Annotated in this window: 16 protein-coding genes; 13 read left to right on the forward strand and 3 right to left on the reverse strand. The window is 52.7% G+C overall.

What is annotated here, in order from left to right; genetic code table 11:
- Positions 1-157 precede the first annotated feature (157 nt).
- From yfhM to QZF50_RS07245, 11 genes are all read left to right on the forward strand, one after another.
- On the forward strand, positions 158-5,119 hold the full coding sequence (gene yfhM, locus QZF50_RS07195; protein WP_000736307.1) for an alpha2-macroglobulin: 4,962 nt from the start codon (positions 158-160) through the stop codon (positions 5,117-5,119).
- The gene (pbpC, locus tag QZF50_RS07200) at positions 5,120-7,432 is read left to right on the forward strand and encodes a peptidoglycan glycosyltransferase PbpC (protein WP_001137682.1); all 2,313 of its coding nucleotides are present in this window, start codon (positions 5,120-5,122) and stop codon (positions 7,430-7,432) included. It abuts the gene before it with no gap.
- Between the two features lie 148 nt (positions 7,433-7,580).
- On the forward strand, positions 7,581-8,012 hold the full coding sequence (gene ndk / locus QZF50_RS07205; protein WP_000963837.1) for a nucleoside-diphosphate kinase: 432 nt from the start codon (positions 7,581-7,583) through the stop codon (positions 8,010-8,012).
- Positions 8,013-8,161: 149 nt separating this feature from the next.
- Positions 8,162-9,316 (forward strand): bifunctional tRNA (adenosine(37)-C2)-methyltransferase TrmG/ribosomal RNA large subunit methyltransferase RlmN, encoded by a 1,155-nt coding sequence (locus QZF50_RS07210; RefSeq protein WP_000003317.1) that lies wholly within the window; start codon positions 8,162-8,164, stop codon positions 9,314-9,316.
- A 284-nt stretch (positions 9,317-9,600) separates the two neighbouring features.
- The gene (gene rodZ, locus QZF50_RS07215; RefSeq protein WP_001090850.1) at positions 9,601-10,614 is read left to right on the forward strand and encodes a cytoskeleton protein RodZ; all 1,014 of its coding nucleotides are present in this window, start codon (positions 9,601-9,603) and stop codon (positions 10,612-10,614) included.
- Between the two features lie 26 nt (positions 10,615-10,640).
- Positions 10,641-11,759 (forward strand): flavodoxin-dependent (E)-4-hydroxy-3-methylbut-2-enyl-diphosphate synthase, encoded by a 1,119-nt coding sequence (gene ispG, locus QZF50_RS07220; RefSeq protein ID WP_000551818.1) that lies wholly within the window; start codon positions 10,641-10,643, stop codon positions 11,757-11,759.
- 110 nt (positions 11,760-11,869) lie between these two features.
- Positions 11,870-13,144, forward strand: a complete 1,275-nt coding sequence (hisS, locus tag QZF50_RS07225) for a histidine--tRNA ligase (protein ID WP_001107167.1) — start codon at positions 11,870-11,872, stop codon at positions 13,142-13,144.
- Between the two features lie 17 nt (positions 13,145-13,161).
- Positions 13,162-13,782 (forward strand): ancillary SecYEG translocon subunit YfgM, encoded by a 621-nt coding sequence (gene yfgM / locus QZF50_RS07230; protein ID WP_000409205.1) that lies wholly within the window; start codon positions 13,162-13,164, stop codon positions 13,780-13,782.
- 10 nt (positions 13,783-13,792) lie between these two features.
- A complete protein-coding gene (gene bamB, locus QZF50_RS07235; RefSeq protein ID WP_001177037.1) occupies positions 13,793-14,971 on the forward strand; it encodes an outer membrane protein assembly factor BamB in 1,179 nt (392 codons plus the stop codon).
- Between the two features lie 117 nt (positions 14,972-15,088).
- Complete coding sequence (gene der, locus QZF50_RS07240; RefSeq protein WP_000249410.1) at positions 15,089-16,561, forward strand: ribosome biogenesis GTPase Der; 1,473 nt, start codon at positions 15,089-15,091, stop codon at positions 16,559-16,561.
- 68 nt (positions 16,562-16,629) lie between these two features.
- Positions 16,630-16,845 carry a zinc ribbon domain-containing protein gene (locus QZF50_RS07245; protein WP_001341622.1) on the forward strand — a complete coding sequence of 72 codons (216 nt, stop codon included), beginning with the start codon at positions 16,630-16,632 and terminating at the stop codon, positions 16,843-16,845.
- Here QZF50_RS07245 and xseA read toward each other — a convergent pair.
- Positions 16,842-18,212 (reverse strand): exodeoxyribonuclease VII large subunit, encoded by a 1,371-nt coding sequence (gene xseA / locus QZF50_RS07250; protein ID WP_000937933.1) that lies wholly within the window; start codon positions 18,210-18,212, stop codon positions 16,842-16,844. The two genes, QZF50_RS07245 and xseA, sit on opposite strands and share 4 nt — an antisense overlap.
- Positions 18,213-18,373: 161 nt before the next feature.
- Between xseA and guaB the strand changes: the two genes are divergently transcribed.
- Complete coding sequence (gene guaB / locus QZF50_RS07255) at positions 18,374-19,840, forward strand: IMP dehydrogenase (RefSeq protein WP_001299507.1); 1,467 nt, start codon at positions 18,374-18,376, stop codon at positions 19,838-19,840.
- A gap of 68 nt (positions 19,841-19,908) precedes the next feature.
- On the forward strand, positions 19,909-21,486 hold the full coding sequence (guaA, locus tag QZF50_RS07260) for a glutamine-hydrolyzing GMP synthase (RefSeq protein WP_000138282.1): 1,578 nt from the start codon (positions 19,909-19,911) through the stop codon (positions 21,484-21,486).
- A 94-nt stretch (positions 21,487-21,580) separates the two neighbouring features.
- Here the strand turns inward: guaA and QZF50_RS07265 are convergent, their stop codons facing one another.
- Entirely contained in the window at positions 21,581-22,120 is a 540-nt protein-coding gene (locus QZF50_RS07265) for a DUF5384 family protein (protein ID WP_000755173.1), read from the reverse strand.
- Between the two features lie 15 nt (positions 22,121-22,135).
- The gene (locus QZF50_RS07270; RefSeq protein WP_001295476.1) at positions 22,136-22,654 is read right to left on the reverse strand and encodes a glycine zipper 2TM domain-containing protein; all 519 of its coding nucleotides are present in this window, start codon (positions 22,652-22,654) and stop codon (positions 22,136-22,138) included.
- Positions 22,655-22,749 lie beyond the last annotated feature (95 nt).

Genomic DNA, 22,749 nt, shown 5'->3' on the forward strand with positions numbered 1-22,749 from the left:
GAAAAGCGACAAGCGAAAGAGGCTGATTTGGCTGTCTGAGCCACAATTCTCACTAAAATTCGGATTGTATGGGCGTGATACTGAATTACATAACGTAAATTCTCACGCATAATAATTATTCGACGTTGCTAACGGGCCATTGTGGCAGGGATGAAAAATGAAAAAGTTACGCGTAGCCGCCTGCATGCTAATGCTGGCGCTGGCAGGGTGCGACAACAACGATAACGCGCCAACAGCGGTGAAAAAAGATGCGCCTTCTGAAGTTACTAAAGCGGCCTCTTCAGAAAACGCGAGTTCAGCAAAACTCTCCGTGCCGGAGAGACAAAAACTGGCCCAACAGAGTGCCGGTAAGGTGCTGACATTGCTGGATCTCTCTGAAGTCCAACTTGATGGTGCAGCCACGCTGGTGCTGACGTTCTCCATCCCTCTCGACCCGGATCAGGATTTCTCACGCGTTATTCATGTCGTCGATAAAAAAAGCGGCAAAGTGGATGGTGCCTGGGAGCTGTCAGATAATCTTAAAGAGTTACGTTTACGCCACCTCGAACCGAAACGTGATTTGATCGTTACTATTGGCAAGGAGGTCAAAGCACTCAACAACGCAACCTTCAGTAAAGATTACGAAAAAACTATAACTACCCGCGACATCCAACCCAGCGTCGGTTTTGCCAGCCGTGGTTCGCTGCTGCCTGGCAAAGTCGTTGAAGGGCTGCCGGTAATGGCGCTCAACGTTAATAATGTCGATGTTAACTTCTTCCGCGTTAAGCCAGAATCTCTGCCAGCATTCATTAGCCAATGGGAATACCGCAATTCGCTGGCGAACTGGCAGTCAGACAAACTGCTGCAGATGGCGGATCTGGTCTACACCGGACGGTTTGATCTCAATCCTGCGCGTAACACCCGTGAAAAATTATTGCTGCCGCTGGGCGATATCAAACCGCTTCAGCAGGCGGGCGTGTATCTGGCTGTGATGAATCAGGCTGGACGTTACGATTACAGTAATCCCGCGACGCTGTTTACGTTAAGTGATATCGGCGTTTCAGCTCACCGTTATCACAATCGTCTGGATATCTTTACCCAAAGTCTGGAAAACGGCGCGGCCCAGCAAGGAATTGAAGTCTCTTTATTAAATGAGAAAGGGCAGACTCTGACTCAGGCAACCAGTGACGCTCAGGGGCATGTGCAGCTGGAAAATGATAAAAACGCGGCATTACTGTTGGCGCGTAAAGACGGTCAGACAACGCTACTCGATTTAAAACTTCCGGCGCTGGACTTAGCAGAATTTAACATTGCTGGCGCGCCAGGCTATAGCAAACAGTTTTTCATGTTTGGCCCACGCGATCTTTATCGCCCAGGTGAAACGGTAATCCTCAATGGTTTGCTGCGTGATGCAGACGGTAAAGCGTTGCCCAATCAACCCATCAAGTTAGACGTGATTAAACCCGATGGGCAGGTACTCAGGAGCGTCGTTAGTCAGCCGGAGAATGGCCTCTACCACTTTACCTGGCCACTCGATAGCAATGCGGCAACCGGTATGTGGCATATTCGCGCTAACACGGGCGATAACCAGTATCGGATGTGGGATTTCCACGTCGAAGATTTTATGCCAGAGCGCATGGCGCTGAATCTGACCGGTGAGAAAACCCCGCTAACGCCGAAAGATGAAGTGAAATTCTCCGTGGTGGGGTACTACCTGTATGGTGCACCTGCTAATGGTAATACTTTGCAAGGGCAACTTTTCCTGCGCCCACTGCGTGAAGCTGTGTCAGCCTTACCTGGTTTTGAATTCGGCGATATAGCTGCCGAAAATCTTTCCCGCACGCTGGATGAAGTTCAGTTGACGCTGGATGATAAAGGGCGCGGCGAAGTTTCTACAGAAAGCCAGTGGAAGGAAACGCATTCCCCATTACAGGTTATTTTCCAGGGTAGTTTGCTGGAATCGGGCGGTCGCCCGGTGACGCGCCGCGCTGAGCAGGCTATCTGGCCTGCCGATGCATTGCCGGGGATCCGTCCGCAGTTCGCCTCGAAATCGGTTTACGATTATCGTACTGACAGCACGGTGAAACAGCCCATTGTTGATGAAGGCAGTAACGCCGCTTTTGACATCGTTTATAGCGATGCGCAAGGCGTGAAAAAAGCCGTGTCGGGCTTGCAGGTGCGCCTGATTCGCGAACGCCGCGATTACTACTGGAACTGGTCAGAAGATGAAGGCTGGCAGTCACAGTTTGATCAAAAAGATCTGATCGAAAATGAACAAACTCTGGATCTGAAAGCGGACGAAACCGGCAAGGTCAGTTTTCCGGTAGAGTGGGGCGCTTATCGTCTGGAAGTCAAAGCGCCGAATGAAGCGGTCAGTAGTGTTCGTTTCTGGGCTGGCTATAGCTGGCAGGACAACAGCGACGGTAGCGGCGCAGTGCGACCCGACCGTGTCACGCTGAAACTGGATAAAGCCAGTTATCGCCCTGGCGACACCATTAAGTTGCATATCGCCGCGCCAACGGCGGGTAAAGGTTATGCGATGGTCGAGTCCAGTGAAGGGCCGCTGTGGTGGCAAGAGATTGATGTTCGGGCTCAAGGGCTGGATCTGACGATTCCGGTCGATAAAACCTGGAATCGTCATGATCTGTATTTAAGTACGCTGGTGGTACGTCCTGGCGATAAATCTCGCTCCGCGACGCCAAAACGCGCGGTTGGTGTGTTGCATCTGCCGCTTGGCGATGAAAACCGTCGCCTCGATCTGGCGCTGGAAACACCAGCAAAAATGCGTCCCAATCAACCATTAACCGTGAAAATTAAAGCCAGCACTAAAAATGGCGAGAAGCCTAAACAGGTGAATGTGCTGGTGTCTGCCGTTGATAGTGGTGTGCTGAATATTACTGACTACGTCACGCCAGATCCGTGGCAGGCGTTCTTTGGTCAGAAACGCTATGGCGCAGACATTTACGATATTTACGGTCAGGTTATTGAAGGTCAGGGGCGTCTGGCAGCTCTGCGTTTCGGTGGCGATGGTGATGAGCTGAAACGTGGTGGTAAACCGCCGGTCAATCACGTCAATATTGTCGCGCAGCAGGCGCTGCCGGTAACGCTCAACGAACAGGGCGAAGGCTCGGTTACACTGCCGATTGGCGATTTTAACGGTGAATTGCGCGTCATGGCGCAAGCCTGGACGGCAGATGATTTCGGTAGCAACGAAAGCAAAGTGATAGTTGCCGCACCGGTGATTGCTGAACTGAACATGCCGCGCTTTATGGCGAGTGGCGATACCTCGCGTCTGACGCTGGATATCACTAATCTTACCGATAAACCGCAAAAACTGAACGTTGCCCTGACCGCCAGTGGTTTGCTTGAACTGGTCAGCGATTCACCCGCAGCCGTTGAATTAGCGCCAGGTGTGCGTACTACGCTGTTTATCCCGGTGCGAGCATTGCCGGGTTATGGCGATGGAGAAATTCAGGCCACCATTAGCGGGTTAGCGTTACCGGGTGAAACCGTTGCCGATCAGCATAAGCAGTGGAAAATCGGCGTCCGTCCGGCGTTCCCGGCACAAACGGTTAATTACGGTACGGCGTTACAGCCTGGTGAGACATGGGCGATTCCGGCGGATGGATTGCAAAACTTCTCGCCTGTTACGCTGGAAGGGCAATTGTTGTTGAGCGGCAAACCACCGCTGAACATTGCACGTTATATCAAAGAGTTAAAAGCGTATCCGTACGGCTGTCTTGAGCAAACCGCCAGCGGCCTGTTCCCGTCACTTTATACCAACGCAGCCCAACTGCAGGCGTTGGGCATCAAAGGCGACAGTGATGAGAAACGCCGTGCATCGGTCGATATCGGCATTTCCCGTTTGCTGCAAATGCAACGTGATAACGGCGGCTTTGCGCTGTGGGATAAAAACGGTGACGAAGAGTACTGGCTGACGGCTTACGTGATGGATTTCCTGGTCCGCGCAGGCGAACAGGGTTACAGCGTGCCGACAGACGCCATTAACCGGGGTAATGAGCGTCTGCTGCGCTATTTACAAGATCCGGGCATGATGTCGATCCCGTACGCGGATAATCTCAAAGCCAGTAAATTCGCCGTTCAGTCTTACGCTGCGCTGGTGCTGGCCCGTCAGCAAAAAGCACCACTGGGTGCGCTGCGTGAAATCTGGGAGCATCGTGCAGATGCCGCTTCTGGTTTACCGCTGCTGCAACTTGGCGTTGCGCTGAAAACCATGGGTGATGCAACGCGTGGTGAAGAAGCGATTGTGCTGGCGCTGAAAACGCCGAGAAATAGTGATGAGCGGATATGGCTGGGTGATTACGGTAGTCCACTGCGCGACAACGCGTTAATGCTCTCCTTGCTGGAAGAAAATAAACTGCTACCCGATGAGCAGTACACTTTGCTGAACACACTTTCGCAGCAGGCGTTTGGTGAACGCTGGCTATCGACGCAGGAAAGTAACGCGTTGTTCCTGGCTGCCCGTACGATTCAGGATTTACCGGGTAAATGGCAGGCGCAAACCTCTTTCTCAGCTGAGCCGCTGACAGGCGAGAAAACGCTAAACAGCAATCTGAATAGCGATCAACTTGCCACCTTGCAGGTGAGAAACAGTGGCGATCAGCCGTTATGGTTGCGTATGGATGCCAGCGGTTATCCGCAATCCGCACCTTTACCGGCGAACAATGTGCTGCAAATCGAGCGTCATATTCTTGGTACTGATGGTAAGAGCAAATCGCTGGACTCGTTACGTAGCGGCGATCTGGTGCTGGTCTGGTTGCAGGTAAAAGCCAGTAACAGCGTGCCGGATGCGTTAGTCGTGGATCTGCTGCCTGCGGGTCTGGAACTGGAAAATCAGAATCTGGCGAACGGTAGCGCCAGCCTGGAGCAAAGTGGTGGCGAAGTGCAAAACTTACTGAACCAGATGCAGCAGGCGAGCATTAAGCACATTGAGTTCCGTGACGATCGCTTTGTGGCGGCGGTTGCCGTTGATGAATACCAACCGGTAACGCTGGTGTATCTGGCGCGGGCGGTGACGCCGGGAACGTATCAGGTACCGCAACCGATGGTGGAATCAATGTATGTTCCCCAATGGCGGGCGACCGGCGCGGCTGAAGATCTGCTGATTGTCCGACCGTAAATGCCTCGCTTGTTAACCAAACGCGGCTGCTGGATAACGCTGGCAGCTGCGCCATTTCTCCTTTTTCTTGCAGCGTGGGGAGCAGATAAACTCTGGCCTCTACCGCTGCATGAAGTCAATCCCGCACGAGTGGTCGTGGCGCAGGATGGTACGCCGCTATGGCGCTTCGCCGATGCTGACGGCATCTGGCGTTATCCGGTAACAATCGAAGATGTTTCTCCACGTTACCTTGAAGCGCTGATCAATTATGAAGATCGCTGGTTCTGGAAGCATCCGGGGGTGAATCCATTCTCGGTGGCGCGCGCAGCATGGCAAGATCTCACTTCGGGACGGGTTATTTCCGGTGGCAGCACGCTCACTATGCAGGTTGCTCGTCTGCTTGATCCTCACCCCAAAACATTTGGCGGCAAAATTCGCCAGCTCTGGCGCGCGTTGCAACTGGAATGGCATCTGTCTAAGCGTGAAATTCTGACCTTGTATCTTAACCGCGCTCCGTTTGGCGGTACGTTGCAGGGGATCGGTGCGGCAAGTTGGGCTTATCTCGGAAAGTCGCCTGCGAATTTAAGCTATTCCGAGGCGGCAATGCTGGCGGTTTTGCCGCAAGCGCCCAGCCGTCTTCGCCCGGATCGTTGGCCGGAGCGTGCCGAAGCCGCGCGTAATAAAGTGCTCGAACGGATGGCCGTGCAAGGTGTGTGGTCCCGTGAGCAGGTAAAAGAGTCAAGGGAAGAACCCATCTGGCTGGCACCCCGACAAATGCCGCAACTGGCACCGCTGTTTTCGCGCATGATGCTCGGTAAAAGCAAAAGCGACAAAATCGTTACTACGCTGGATGCCGGTCTTCAACGACGTCTGGAAGAACTGGCGCAAAACTGGAAAGGGCGGTTGCCACCGCGCAGCTCACTGGCGATGATCGTGGTTGATCATACCGATATGCGTGTTCGCGGCTGGGTGGGATCGGTTGATCTCAACGATGATTCACGCTTTGGTCATGTTGATATGGTCAATGCGATCCGATCGCCAGGATCGGTGCTCAAACCGTTTGTTTATGGTCTGGCGCTGGATGAAGGCTTGATCCACCCGGCATCACTGCTGCAAGACGTCCCCCGGCGCACCGGTGATTATCGACCAGGTAACTTTGATAGCGGTTTTCATGGCCCGATCAGCATGAGCGAGGCGCTGGTGCGCTCGCTGAACTTACCTGCTGTGCAGGTGCTGGAAGCCTATGGACCGAAACGGTTTGCGGCAAAGTTACGCAATGTTGGATTGCCGTTATATTTGCCCAACGGTGCTGCGCCGAATCTTTCACTCATTCTCGGCGGCGCTGGTGCAAAACTGGAAGATATGGCGGCAGCGTATACCGCGTTTGCTCGCCACGGCAAGGCAGGCAAATTGCGCTTACAGCCTGACGATCCGCTGCTTGAACGGCCTTTAATGTCGTCGGGGGCGGCGTGGATCATTCGCCGGATTATGGCTGATGAAGCGAAACCCTTGCCGGATAGTGCCTTGCCGCGCGTCGCCCCACTGGCATGGAAAACGGGCACCAGCTATGGCTATCGTGACGCCTGGGCGATTGGGGTTAACGCTCGCTATGTCATTGGGATCTGGACTGGCAGACCGGACGGCACGCCCGTTGTTGGTCAGTTTGGCTTTGCCAGTGCCGTACCATTGTTGAATCAGGTCAATAATATCTTACTGTCGCGCAGTGCGAATCTGCCGGAAGACCCGCGCCCGAACTCAGTCACTCGTGGCGTTATCTGCTGGCCGGGCGGACAGTCTTTGCCGGAAGGTGACGGTAACTGTCGCCGCCGCCTGGCAACCTGGCTGCTGGACGGGAGTCAGCCGCCAACTCTATTACTGCCGGAGCAGGAAGGCATTAATGGCATTCGTTTCCCCATCTGGCTGGATGAAAATGGCAAACGTGTTGCCGCTGATTGCCCGCAAGCGCGACAAGAAATGATAAATGTCTGGCCGCTACCGCTGGAACCCTGGCTGCCCGCATCAGAACGTCGCGCTGTGCGCTTACCACCGGCCTCGACAATTTGCCCGCCATACGGTCACGATGCCAAGCTCCCTCTGCAGCTGACAGGCGTTCGCGATGGCGCGATTATTAAACGTTTACCGGGCGCAGCGGAAGCGACTTTGCCGTTGCAATCAAGTGGAGGGGCAGGTGAACGCTGGTGGTTTCTGAATGGCGAACCGTTAACTGAACGCGGGCGCAACGTGACCCTGCATTTGACGGATAAAGGTGATTATCAATTGCTGGTGATGGATGATGTGGGGCAAATCGCGACAGTGAAATTTGTCATGCAATAGTCTGTTTTGCCCCTGATTGTTGCTAAAACTCATTTTATTTTAAAAAAATGTTACCTTCATCAATAGTCAACGGCCCTGTTGCTCATTATAATCCGCGCCATCTCGTACGCTGGTACAGACAACAACAGAACAATTTACAGAGGTAAAAATGGCTATTGAACGTACTTTTTCCATCATCAAACCGAACGCGGTAGCAAAAAACGTCATTGGTAATATCTTTGCGCGCTTTGAAGCTGCAGGGTTCAAAATTGTCGGCACCAAAATGCTGCACCTGACCGTTGAACAGGCACGTGGCTTTTATGCTGAACACGATGGAAAACCGTTCTTTGATGGTCTGGTTGAATTCATGACCTCTGGCCCGATCGTGGTTTCCGTGCTGGAAGGTGAAAACGCCGTGCAGCGTCACCGCGATCTGCTGGGCGCGACCAATCCGGCAAACGCACTGGCTGGTACTCTGCGCGCTGATTACGCTGACAGCCTGACCGAAAACGGTACCCACGGTTCTGATTCCGTCGAATCTGCCGCTCGCGAAATCGCTTATTTCTTTGGCGAAGGCGAAGTGTGCCCGCGCACCCGTTAATAATTTCGTAAATGCCGCGTGCAAACGTGGCATCCGTGCGCCAGAATTTGTACAATGCAGCGCCCCCGGACGAGCAGCCGCTCACCGGGGCGTTTCTTTTTTCAACCCTCCAGGGGCCATAACGTGTAATAACGAGGCCGGAATAGCATATGTCTGAACAATTAGTCACACCTGAAAACGTCACCACGAAAGATGGAAAAATCAACCTGCTGGATCTCAACCGTCAGCAGATGCGGGAGTTTTTTAAAGATTTAGGTGAAAAACCCTTCCGCGCCGATCAGGTGATGAAGTGGATGTATCACTATTGCTGCGACAACTTTGATGAGATGACCGACATCAACAAAGTGTTGCGCGGCAAACTGAAAGAGGTGGCGGAGATCCGCGCACCGGAAGTGGTTGAAGAACAGCGTTCATCCGACGGCACCATTAAATGGGCGATCGCCGTTGGCGATCAGCGCGTCGAAACGGTGTATATCCCGGAAGACGACCGTGCCACGCTCTGCGTCTCTTCGCAGGTGGGGTGTGCGCTGGAGTGTAAATTCTGTTCCACCGCCCAGCAGGGCTTTAACCGCAACCTGCGGGTATCGGAAATTATTGGCCAGGTGTGGCGTGCGGCGAAAATCGTCGGCGCAGCAAAAGTCACCGGTCAGCGCCCAATCACTAACGTAGTGATGATGGGCATGGGCGAGCCGCTGCTCAACCTGAACAACGTCGTTCCGGCGATGGAAATCATGCTTGATGATTTCGGTTTTGGCCTGTCTAAACGTCGCGTCACGCTTTCTACTTCCGGTGTAGTTCCGGCGCTGGATAAACTGGGCGATATGATCGACGTTGCACTGGCAATTTCCCTGCACGCGCCGAACGACGAAATTCGTGACGAAATTGTGCCGATCAACAAAAAGTACAATATCGAAACGTTCCTTGCTGCGGTGCGCCGTTATCTGGAGAAATCCAACGCCAATCAGGGCCGTGTCACTATTGAGTATGTGATGCTTGACCACGTTAACGACGGCACTGAACACGCGCACCAACTGGCGGAACTGCTGAAAGATACGCCGTGTAAGATCAACCTGATCCCGTGGAACCCCTTCCCGGGCGCGCCGTATGGACGCAGCTCGAACAGCCGTATCGACCGTTTCTCAAAAGTGCTGATGAGCTACGGTTTCACCACTATTGTGCGTAAAACCCGTGGTGATGATATCGATGCTGCCTGTGGTCAGTTGGCGGGCGATGTTATCGACCGTACGAAACGTACCCTGCGTAAACGGATGCAGGGTGAAGCCATCGACATTAAAGCGGTCTGATAGCCATTACGCCACGGTTACTTTATGTACCGTGGCGTAATCTTTTATGAATGAAGTATTAAGTTGCAATTGTCTGGTCAATATTAACGGTGCGTTTTTGCTGACTTTAAGGCAGTATGTAACGATGCAACAGTAAGTTAGCCTTAGTGAATGTGGGCTTTGTCACGAGCACACAGACGGTCTTATACTGTATGATAACGGTTAACTTAACGGATGTTTCGCGGTGTGGGTGAGCATGATGGTTCACCGGCATCTCAATTCTCATTTAAACGTACCTGCAGCGAATGAATACTGAAGCCACGCACGACCAAAATGAAGCACTTACTACCGGCGCTCGCCTGCGTAATGCTCGCGAACAACTAGGACTTAGTCAGCAGGCCGTTGCCGAGCGACTTTGCCTGAAGGTTTCCACGGTACGCGACATTGAAGAAGATAAGGCACCCGCCGATCTTGCTTCAACATTCCTGCGCGGATATATCCGCTCTTATGCGCGTCTGGTACATATTCCAGAAGAAGAACTGCTGCCAGGGCTGGAAAAGCAGGCTCCACTACGGGCTGCGAAAGTTGCGCCGATGCAGAGTTTTTCCCTCGGTAAACGCCGCAAAAAACGTGACGGCTGGCTGATGACCTTCACCTGGCTGGTGTTGTTTGTGGTTATCGGCCTGAGCGGTGCCTGGTGGTGGCAAGACCACAAAGCTCAGCAGGAAGAGATCACCACTATGGCCGATCAATCTTCGGCGGAACTGAGCAGTAATAGCGAGCAGGGGCAGAGTGTTCCGTTAAATACGTCGACAACTACAGACCCGGCTACAACGTCCACGCCGCCAGCGTCTGTGGATACTACCGCAACCAACACGCAAACACCTGCCGTAACTGCGCCAGCACCAGCTGTTGATCCGCAACAGAATGCGGTTGTTTCGCCTTCGCAGGCAAATGTTGATACCGCCGCGACCCCGGCACCAACGGCAACAACAACGCCAGATGGCGCTGCGCCGTTGCCAACCGATCAGGCAGGCGTGACTACGCCGGCGGCTGATCCGAATGCGCTGGTGATGAACTTTACTGCCGATTGCTGGCTGGAGGTTACTGATGCTACCGGTAAAAAATTGTTTAGCGGTATGCAGCGTAAAGACGGTAATTTGAACTTAACCGGCCAGGCACCGTACAAACTGAAAATTGGTGCGCCAGCCGCAGTACAGATCCAGTATCAAGGGAAACCTGTCGATCTGAGTCGTTTTATCAGAACTAACCAGGTTGCGCGTCTGACCCTCAATGCCGAACAATCACCGGCGCAGTAACAGACGGGTAACGCGGGAGATTTTTCATGCATAACCAGGCTCCAATTCAACGTAGAAAATCAACACGTATTTACGTTGGGAATGTGCCGATTGGCGATGGTGCTCCCATCGCCGTACAGTCCATGACCAATACGCGTACGACAGATGTCGAAGCAACGGTCAATCAAATCAAGGCGCTGGAACGCGTTGGCGCTGATATCGTCCGTGTCTCCGTACCGACGATGGACGCGGCAGAAGCGTTCAAACTCATCAAACAGCGGGTTAACGTGCCGCTGGTGGCTGACATCCACTTCGACTATCGCATTGCGCTGAAAGTAGCGGAATACGGCGTCGATTGTCTGCGTATTAACCCTGGCAATATCGGTAATGAAGAGCGTATTCGCATGGTAGTTGACTGTGCGCGCGATAAAAACATTCCGATCCGCATTGGCGTTAACGCCGGATCGCTGGAAAAAGATCTGCAAGAAAAGTATGGCGAACCGACGCCGCAGGCGTTGCTGGAATCCGCCATGCGCCATGTTGATCATCTCGATCGCCTGAACTTCGATCAGTTCAAAGTCAGCGTGAAAGCGTCTGACGTCTTCCTCGCTGTTGAGTCTTATCGTTTGCTGGCAAAACAAATCGATCAGCCGCTGCATCTGGGGATCACCGAAGCGGGTGGCGCGCGCAGCGGGGCAGTAAAATCCGCCATTGGTTTAGGTCTGCTGCTGTCTGAAGGCATCGGCGACACGCTGCGCGTATCACTGGCGGCCGATCCGGTCGAAGAGATCAAAGTCGGTTTCGATATTTTGAAATCGCTGCGTATCCGTTCGCGAGGTATCAACTTCATCGCCTGTCCGACCTGTTCGCGTCAGGAGTTTGATGTTATCGGTACGGTTAACGCGCTGGAGCAACGCCTGGAAGATATCATCACTCCGATGGACGTTTCGATTATCGGCTGCGTGGTGAATGGCCCAGGTGAGGCGCTGGTTTCTACACTCGGCGTCACCGGCGGCAACAAGAAAAGCGGCCTCTATGAAGATGGCGTGCGCAAAGACCGTCTGGACAACAACGATATGATCGACCAGCTGGAAGCACGCATTCGTGCGAAAGCCAGTCAGCTGGACGAAGCGCGTCGAATTGACGTTCAGCAGGTCGAAAAATAATAACGTGATGGGAAGCGCCTCGCTTCCCGTGTATGATTGAACCCGCATGGCTCCCCAAACATTGAGGGAAGCGTTGAGGGTTCATTTTTATATTCAGAAAGAGAATAAACGTGGCAAAAAACATTCAAGCCATTCGCGGCATGAACGATTACCTGCCTGGCGAAACGGCCATCTGGCAGCGCATTGAAGGCACACTGAAAAACGTGCTCGGCAGCTACGGTTACAGTGAAATCCGCTTGCCGATTGTAGAGCAGACCCCGCTATTCAAACGTGCGATTGGTGAAGTCACCGACGTGGTTGAAAAAGAGATGTACACCTTTGAGGATCGCAATGGCGACAGCCTGACTCTGCGCCCTGAAGGGACGGCGGGCTGTGTACGCGCCGGCATCGAGCATGGTCTTCTGTACAATCAGGAACAGCGTCTGTGGTATATCGGGCCGATGTTCCGTCACGAGCGTCCGCAGAAAGGGCGTTATCGTCAGTTCCATCAGTTGGGCTGCGAAGTTTTCGGTCTGCAAGGTCCGGATATCGACGCTGAACTGATTATGCTCACCGCCCGCTGGTGGCGCGCGCTGGGTATTTCCGAACACGTAACTCTTGAGCTGAATTCTATCGGTTCGCTGGAAGCACGCGCCAATTACCGCGATGCGCTGGTGGCATTCCTTGAGCAGCATAAAGAAAAGCTGGACGAAGACTGCAAACGCCGCATGTACACTAACCCGCTGCGCGTGCTGGATTCAAAAAATCCGGAAGTGCAGGCGCTTCTCAACGACGCTCCGGCATTAGGTGATTATCTGGACGAGGAATCTCGTGAGCATTTTGCCGGTCTGTGCAAACTGCTTGAGAGCGCGGGGATCGCTTACACCGTAAACCAGCGTCTGGTGCGTGGTCTGGATTACTATAACCGTACCGTTTTCGAGTGGGTGACTAACAGTCTCGGCTCCCAGGGCACCGTGTGTGCAGGCGGTCGTTATGACGGTCTGGTGGAACAACTGGGCGGTCGTGCAACACCGGCAGTCGGTTTTGCGATGGGCCTCGAACGTCTTGTATTGTTAGTTCAGGCCGTTAATCCGGAATTTAAAGCCGATCCTGTTGTCGATATATACCTGGTGGCTTCAGGTGCTGATACACAATCTGCGGCTATGGCATTAGCTGAGCGTCTGCGTGATGAATTACCGGGCGTGAAATTGATGACCAACCACGGCGGCGGCAACTTTAAGAAACAGTTTGCCCGTGCTGATAAATGGGGTGCCCGCGTTGCTGTGGTGCTGGGTGAGTCTGAAGTGGCTAACGGCACAGCAGTAGTGAAGGATTTGCGCTCTGGTGAGCAAACGGCAGTTGCGCAGGATAGCGTAGCCGCGCATTTGCGCACGTTACTGGGTTAAGGAAGGAGAAGGACAGCGTGGAAATTTACGAGAACGAAAACGACCAGGTAGAAGCGGTTAAACGCTTTTTTGCTGAAAATGGCAAAGCACTGGCTGTTGGGGTGATTTTGGGCGTTGGCGCACTGATTGGCTGGCGCTACTGGAACAGCCATCAGGTTGATTCTGCACGCTCCGCTTCTCTTGCCTATCAAAATGCGGTTACCGCAGTGAGCGAAGGCAAACCGGATAGCATCCCGGCGGCGGAAAAATTTGCTGCTGAAAATAAAAATACTTATGGTGCGCTGGCTTCTTTGGAACTTGCGCAGCAATTTGTTGACAAAAATGAACTAGAGAAAGCTGCCGCCCAGTTACAACAGGGGCTGGCAGACACGAGCGATGAAAATCTCAAAGCCGTGATAAATCTGCGTCTTGCTCGCGTTCAGGTACAGCTCAAGCAGGCTGATGCCGCGCTGAAAACCCTTGATACCATCAAAGGTGAAGGGTGGGCTGCCATTGTTGCCGACCTGCGTGGTGAAGCATTGCTGAGCAAAGGTGATAAGCAAGGTGCGCGTAGTGCATGGGAAGCAGGCGTGAAAAGCGATGTTACTCCGGCACTGAGCGAAATGATGCAGATGAAAATTAATAATTTGTCCATCTGAGAGGGACCCGATGCAATTGCGTAAATTACTGCTGCCAGGACTGCTTTCCGTTACCCTTTTAAGCGGCTGTTCGCTGTTTAACAGCGAAGAAGATGTGGTAAAGATGTCCCCATTGCCAACCGTTGAAAACCAGTTTACGCCGACCACGGCGTGGAGCACTTCCGTTGGTAGCGGCATTGGCAACTTCTATTCCAATCTTCATCCGGCACTGGCGGACAACGTTGTCTATGCAGCGGACCGCGCTGGTTTGGTAAAAGCGCTGAATGCGGATGATGGCAAAGAAATCTGGTCTGTCAGCCTGGCCGAGAAAGATGGCTGGTTCTCTAAAGAGCCTGCATTACTTTCTGGCGGTCTGACCGTGTCTGGTGGGCATGTCTACATTGGCAGCGAAAAGGCGCAGGTTTACGCGCTGAATACCAGCGATGGTACTGTGGCATGGCAAACTAAAGTCGCGGGTGAAGCACTTTCGCGCCCGGTGGTCAGCGACGGTCTGGTGTTAATCCACACCAGTAACGGTCAGTTACAAGCGCTGAACGAGGCTGACGGCGCTGTCAAATGGACAGTTAACCTCGATATGCCTTCGCTCTCTTTGCGTGGCGAGTCTGCGCCGGCAACGGCTTTTGGTGCGGCCGTCGTGGGTGGCGATAATGGTCGCGTCAGCGCAGTGCTGATGGAACAGGGCCAGATGATTTGGCAGCAGCGTATTTCCCAGGCGACCGGTTCTACCGAAATTGACCGTCTGAGCGATGTTGACACGACTCCCGTCGTTGTTAACGGCGTTGTTTTCGCGCTGGCCTATAATGGTAACCTGACGGCGCTTGATCTGCGCAGTGGTCAGATTATGTGGAAACGCGAACTGGGTTCGGTGAATGATTTCATCGTCGACGGCAATCGCATCTATCTGGTCGATCAAAATGACCGGGTGATGGCGTTGACCATTGATGGCGGCGTTACGCTGTGGACACAAAGCGATCTGTTGCATCGCCTGCTGACTTCTCCGGTGCTGTATAATGGCAACCTGGTGGTAGGTGACAGTGAAGGTTATCTGCACTGGATTAACGTCGAAGATGGTCGTTTCGTTGCCCAGCAAAAAGTTGATAGTTCCGGTTTCCAGACTGAACCGGTTGCCGCTGACGGCAAACTGCTGATCCAGGCAAAAGACGGAACCGTGTACTCTATTACACGTTAATCGTCTCTGTCGTTCACTTTGAAAACGGCTCCTGGACAGGGGCCGTTTTCCTGTTTTTAACAACGACGCGAATATAGCGTGCGTTGTCTGATGATTTATAAAAATGAGGCTTTAAACATGGTACCTGTGGTCGCGCTTGTCGGGCGCCCTAACGTAGGAAAATCCACGTTATTTAACCGTCTAACTCGCACCCGAGATGCGCTGGTTGCGGATTTCCCGGGTCTGACTCGTGACCGTAAGTACGGTCGTGCGGAAATTGAAGGCCGTGAGTTTATCTGTATTGATACCGGCGGGATTGATGGCACAGAAGACGGTGTAGAAACCCGCATGGCGGAACAGTCGCTGCTGGCGATTGAAGAAGCGGACGTCGTACTGTTTATGGTGGATGCGCGCGCGGGCCTGATGCCGGCAGATGAAGCGATTGCCAAACATCTGCGCTCCCGTGAAAAACCGACCTTCCTGGTGGCAAACAAAACTGACGGTCTGGATCCCGATCAGGCAGTGGTTGATTTCTACTCGCTTGGCTTAGGTGAAATCTACCCGATCGCCGCGTCTCACGGTCGTGGCGTATTAAGTCTGCTGGAGCATGTGCTGCTGCCGTGGATGGAAGATCTCGCACCGCAAGAGGAAGTCGACGAAGACGCTGAATACTGGGCGCAATTTGAAGCGGAAGAGAACGGCGAAGAAGAAGAGGAAGACGACTTCGACCCGCAAAGTCTGCCGATCAAACTGGCGATTGTGGGTCGTCCGAACGTAGGTAAGTCTACACTCACTAACCGTATTCTTGGTGAAGAGCGCGTTGTTGTTTATGACATGCCTGGCACGACGCGTGACAGTATCTACATTCCAATGGAACGCGATGGACGTGAGTATGTGCTCATTGACACCGCTGGCGTACGTAAACGCGGCAAAATCACCGATGCTGTAGAGAAATTCTCCGTAATCAAAACGTTGCAGGCCATTGAAGATGCCAACGTGGTGATGTTAGTGATTGATGCGCGCGAAGGTATTTCCGATCAGGATCTCTCGCTGCTGGGCTTTATTCTCAATAGTGGGCGCTCACTTGTCATTGTGGTGAATAAGTGGGATGGCCTGAGCCAGGAAGTGAAAGAGCAGGTGAAAGAAACGCTGGACTTCCGTCTGGGCTTTATCGATTTTGCTCGTGTGCACTTTATCTCTGCCTTGCACGGCAGTGGTGTTGGTAACTTGTTTGAATCAGTACGTGAAGCGTATGACAGCTCCACCCGTCGTGTGGGGACCTCTATGCTGACGCGCATCATGACGATGGCTGTTGAAGATCACCAACCGCCGCTGGTACGCGGTCGTCGTGTGAAGCTGAAATATGCCCACGCTGGTGGTTATAACCCGCCGATTGTGGTGATTCACGGTAATCAGGTGAAAGACCTGCCTGATTCCTACAAGCGCTACTTGATGAACTACTTCCGCAAATCGCTGGACGTAATGGGATCGCCGATTCGTATTCAGTTCAAAGAAGGGGAAAACCCGTATGCGAACAAGCGTAACACCCTGACGCCAACCCAGATGCGTAAACGTAAGCGTCTGATGAAGCACATCAAGAAAAATAAATAATTATCCGTAAGTATTTTATCTGCCATTCCCTCTATGAATGTAGAGGGATGGCTACCGGAGGAATTCATATGGAACTGCATTGTCCACAATGTCAGCATGTGCTTGATCAGGATAACGACCATGCGCGTTGCCCATCCTGCGGGGAAATTATTGAAATGAAAGCTCTTTGTCCAGACTGCCATCAACCGTTGCAGGTGTTAAAAGCCTGCGGTGCAGTAGATTACTTCTGTCAGCACGGGCATGGCTTGATATCGAAAAAACGCGTTGAATTCGTGCTGGCTTAATGCACCTTTTTACGCGATTTTTTTACTGGCTGGATGTTTTTAACTTCACTTTCTATCCAGCCGTCTTCCAGACGTGTGGTTAGCATTTCACCCGCTTTAACTTGCTTCACTTTTTTCAGTACATTGCCGTCAGTAGCAGTAGTAACGCTGTATCCACGCGCCAGCGTTGACAGTGGGCTTACGGCTTCGAGGTGCGTTACTGCATTACCGAAACGTTCACGCGTGGCGCTAAGCTGTACGCGCAGGGTTTCTGCTAAACGATATTCCAGTTGCTGAATGCGCGTTTGCGCGCGATGAATCTTCGGCTGTGGATTTTGCTGATTCAGCCGCTGTGTTAACCGCTGCTGCTGTTGCCCGGTACGCTTAAGTTGATTTTCCAGCGCAAAGCTCATCCGCTTTTGCAGGCGCTCAAGCATGGTTTGCTGGCGTGCCAGCCGGAGCTGCGGATGCTGTTGCTGTAATCGGTGATGGATCTGCGTAAAGCGACGCGTGCGGTTGGCGAGATAATAATCCATCGCCATCTCCAGCCGTTGACGGGTCGATTGCACCTGGCGCAGTAACTCTTGCTGATTACGGCTCACTACTTCAGCGGCGGCAGACGGCGTTGGCGCACGCAGATCGGCAACAAAATCGGCAATGGTCACATCCGTCTCATGCCCGACGGCGCTGACGACCGGAATGCGGCTGGCAAAAATCGCCCGCGCTACGCGTTCGTCGTTAAAACTCCATAAATCTTCCAGCGAACCGCCGCCGCGCCCAACGATCAACACGTCGCACTCATTGCGCTGATTCGCCAGTTCAATGGCGCGAACAATTTGCCCCGGTGCGTCATCGCCCTGAACGGCGGTGGGGTAGATGATCACCGGTAGAGAAGGATCGCGACGTTTTAACACATGCAAAATATCATGTAGCGCAGCACCGGTTTTTGAGGTGATCACACCAACGCAATGCGCAGGGGAGGGAAGTGGTTTTTTGTATTGCTGATCGAACAAACCTTCAGCCTGCAACTTCGCTTTGAGCTGTTCGTACTTCTGTTGCAGCAGCCCTTCACCGGCCGGCTGCATACTCTCAACGATTATCTGGTAGTCACCGCGCGGCTCGTAGAGCGTAATATTGGCGCGAACTAAAACTTGTTGTCCATGCTGTGGACGGAAGGTCACCCGGCGGTTGCTGTTGCGGAACATCGCGCAGCGTACCTGGGCGGTGTCGTCTTTGAGTGTAAAGTACCAGTGACCGGAAGCCGGTTGTGTGAAATTAGAGATTTCGCCGCTGATCCAAACCTGTCCCATCTCATGCTCAAGCAGCAGACGAACCGTTTGATTCAGGCGACTAACGGTAAAAATTGCAGGGGATTGAGAAGGTAACATGTGAGCGAGATCAAATTCTAAATCAGCAGGTTATTCAGTCGATAGTAACCCGCCCTTCGGGGATAGCAAGCATTTTTTGCAAAAAGGGGTAGATGCAATCGGTTACGCTCTGTATAATGCCGCGGCAATATTTATTAACCACTCTGGTCGAGATATTGCCCATGCTACGTATCGCTAAAGAAGCTCTGACGTTTGACGACGTTCTCCTCGTTCCTGCTCATTCTACCGTTCTGCCGAATACTGCTGACCTCAGCACCCAGCTGACGAAAACTATTCGTCTGAATATCCCTATGCTTTCCGCAGCAATGGATACCGTAACGGAAGCGCGCCTGGCTATTGCTCTGGCTCAGGAAGGCGGTATCGGCTTTATCCACAAAAACATGTCCATTGAACGCCAGGCAGAAGAAGTTCGCCGTGTGAAAAAACACGAATCTGGTGTGGTGACTGATCCGCAGACTGTTCTGCCAACCACGACGCTGCGCGAAGTGAAAGAACTGACTGAGCGTAACGGTTTTGCGGGCTATCCGGTCGTTACCGAAGAAAACGAACTGGTGGGTATTATCACCGGTCGTGACGTGCGTTTTGTTACCGACCTGAACCAGCCGGTTAGCGTTTACATGACGCCGAAAGAGCGTCTGGTCACCGTGCGTGAAGGTGAAGCCCGTGAAGTGGTGCTGGCAAAAATGCACGAAAAACGCGTTGAAAAAGCGCTGGTGGTTGATGACGAATTCCACCTGATCGGCATGATCACCGTGAAAGACTTCCAGAAAGCGGAACGTAAACCGAACGCCTGTAAAGACGAGCAAGGCCGTCTGCGTGTTGGTGCTGCAGTTGGCGCAGGTGCGGGTAACGAAGAGCGTGTTGACGCGCTGGTTGCCGCTGGCGTTGACGTTCTGCTGATCGACTCCTCCCACGGTCACTCAGAAGGCGTTTTGCAGCGTATCCGTGAAACCCGTGCTAAATATCCGGATCTGCAAATCATCGGCGGCAACGTGGCAACAGCTGCAGGTGCACGCGCTTTGGCAGAAGCTGGTTGCAGCGCGGTTAAAGTCGGTATCGGCCCTGGTTCTATCTGTACGACTCGTATCGTTACTGGCGTAGGTGTTCCGCAGATCACTGCCGTTGCTGACGCAGTTGAAGCCCTGGAAGGCACCGGTATTCCGGTTATCGCAGATGGTGGTATTCGCTTCTCCGGCGACATCGCCAAAGCTATCGCCGCTGGCGCAAGCGCGGTGATGGTAGGTTCCATGCTGGCGGGTACTGAAGAATCTCCGGGTGAAATCGAACTCTACCAGGGCCGTTCTTACAAATCTTACCGTGGTATGGGTTCCCTGGGCGCGATGTCCAAAGGTTCCTCTGACCGTTATTTCCAGAGCGATAACGCTGCCGACAAACTGGTGCCGGAAGGTATCGAAGGTCGCGTAGCTTATAAAGGTCGCCTGAAAGAGATCATTCACCAGCAGATGGGCGGCCTGCGCTCCTGTATGGGTCTGACCGGCTGTGGTACTATCGACGAACTGCGTACTAAAGCGGAGTTTGTACGTATCAGCGGTGCGGGCATTCAGGAAAGCCACGTTCACGACGTGACCATTACTAAAGAGTCCCCGAACTACCGTCTGGGCTCCTGATTCTCTTCGCCCGACTTCATGTCGGGCGATTTATATTATCTGTTTCACTTGCCTCGGAATAAGCGTCAATGACGGAAAACATTCATAAGCATCGCATCCTCATTCTGGACTTCGGTTCTCAGTACACTCAACTGGTTGCGCGCCGCGTGCGTGAGCTGGGTGTTTACTGCGAACTGTGGGCGTGGGATGTGACAGAAGCACAAATTCGTGACTTCAATCCAAGCGGCATTATTCTTTCCGGCGGCCCGGAAAGCACCACCGAAGAAAACAGCCCGCGTGCGCCGCAGTATGTCTTTGAAGCAGGCGTACCGGTATTCGGCGTTTGCTATGGCATGCAGACCATGGCAATGCAGTTGGGCGGTCACGTTGAAGCCTCTAACGAACGTGAATTTGGCTACGCGCAGGTTGAAGTCGTAAACGACAGCGCACTGGTTCGCGGTATCGAAGATGCGCTGACCGCAGACGGAAAACCGCTGCTCGATGTCTGGATGAGCCACGGCGATAAAGTTACCGCTATCCCGTCCGACTTCGTCACCGTAGCCAGCACCGAAAGCTGCCCGTTTGCCATTATGGCTAACGAAGAAAAACGCTTCTATGGCGTACAGTTCCACCCGGAAGTGACTCACACCCGCCAGGGTATGCGCATGCTGGAGCGTTTTGTGCGTGATATCTGCCAGTGTGAAGCCCTGTGGACGCCAGCGAAAATTATCGACGATGCTGTAGCTCGCATCCGCGAGCAGGTCGGCGACGATAAAGTCATCCTCGGCCTCTCTGGTGGTGTGGATTCCTCCGTAACCGCAATGCTGCTGCACCGCGCTATCGGTAAAAACCTGACTTGCGTATTCGTCGACAACGGCCTGCTGCGTCTCAACGAAGCAGAGCAGGTTCTGGATATGTTTGGCGATCACTTTGGTCTTAACATTGTTCACGTACCGGCAGAAGATCGCTTCCTGTCAGCGCTGGCTGGCGAAAACGATCCGGAAGCAAAACGTAAAATCATCGGGCGCGTTTTCGTTGAAGTATTCGATGAAGAAGCGCTGAAACTGGAAGACGTGAAGTGGCTGGCGCAGGGCACCATCTACCCTGACGTTATCGAATCTGCGGCTTCTGCAACCGGTAAAGCACACGTCATCAAATCTCACCACAACGTGGGCGGCCTGCCGAAAGAGATGAAGATGGGCCTGGTTGAACCGCTGAAAGAGCTGTTCAAAGACGAAGTGCGTAAGATTGGTCTGGAGCTGGGCCTGCCGTACGACATGCTGTACCGTCACCCGTTCCCGGGACCAGGCCTTGGCGTTCGTGTGCTGGGTGAAGTGAAGAAAGAGTACTGTGACCTGCTGCGCCGTGCTGACGCCATCTTCATTGAAGAACTGCGTAAAGCGGACCTGTACGACAAAGTCAGCCAGGCGTTCACTGTGTTCCTGCCGGTACGTTCCGTTGGCGTAATGGGCGATGGTCGTAAGTATGACTGGGTTGTCTCTCTGCGTGCTGTCGAAACCATCGACTTTATGACCGCACACTGGGCGCATCTGCCGTACGATTTCCTCGGTCGCGTTTCCAACCGCATTATCAATGAAGTGAACGGTATTTCCCGCGTGGTGTATGACATCAGCGGCAAGCCGCCAGCTACCATTGAGTGGGAATGATTTTAATCCCTGCACTATGAATGAACAAAACCCTCTGTTACTACAGAGGGTTTTTTATCTTCAAGAATCATAGGCTTGAAGTTACTAACATCGATTAATTAAACCAGCTGTCCGATTTGTTCTCTTCTGCTTTGCCCACGCTTTTCATCAGATCGCGACCGCCTTCAGTCATATTTCTGTTGGCGTCAGCTTCAGATTGCACCACATCGGTTTGCGCAGCTTTGTGCTTCAGTTCCTGATCGATAAATTCGTTTTCTCGCTTAACGCGGGCTTCTTCTTTCGCCAGCGCCAGTTTTTGTTTCTGAATCTCTAAGCTGCGTAGCTCATCTTCATAACTTTGATCGCGTTTTTTGTCCGCAGAGGCTTCGGCGTCCAGTTTATCCTGACGAGCTTTCTTATTTGCTGCTGCCGTTGCCGCTCTTTTGTTAGCGGCGGCCTGGGCATTTGCGCGACGTTGCTTCTCTTGCTGGATTTCCCTGTTGCGCTCCGCGACCCATTCGTCATGCTGCCTTTGCTCTTCATTTTTACCTTGCTGTTCAGCTTCTGCTACAGCAGAGAGTTGATCCTGCAATGATGAGGCGATAGCCGGATAGCTTAAGGAGGCCAAGATGGCGCAAAGAAAAACTTTCTTCATGACTCCTCCTGATTATTAGCTCTTTTCAGGACATTTAGTATTTGGCTGAATACGCGTTTCGTTATACGTTGTGGTAATAACAACGGCTAAACCTGTCGTAAACTGGCACTCTTTACCCACCTGGGTAGAGGTATACACTTTGGTGCCTTCCTTATATGTTAAAGAAACACCTTCCACTAAGGTTTTATCATTCACCATAGAACCCGCTGCCGCGCCTACAGCTCCGCCGCCAACTGCCCCTGCCGTCGTTCCGGAATTGCTGCCAGAACCGACGTTGTGGCCGATAACACCGCCAGCGACTGCGCCAATAAGCGCGCCGAAGGCTTGTGCGTTCCGTTTATTTTGGGAGTTGTCTACGGCAACTTTTGCGGGAAGAATGGAAATAATATTAACGGTTTTAGTTTCTTGTTTGGTATTCAGTTGATCGGTTTGATAAACATCGGCGGCATGATCGTCAGCATTTGACTGGCATCCTGCCAGAGTGAATGACGCTAACATTGCCACAGGCAGAAGACATTTTTTAAATTTCATCACTATTCCTTGTTATACACATTACGAAAAATAAGACATTTAAGATCATCAAAAGAGGAAAGTAAATGTATTGCGTATAAAGGGATAGATTAAATTTA

Origin of the sequence: uncultured Escherichia sp., from assembly GCF_948475835.1 — a bacterium.
Lineage (GTDB): Bacteria > Pseudomonadota > Gammaproteobacteria > Enterobacterales > Enterobacteriaceae > ECMA0423.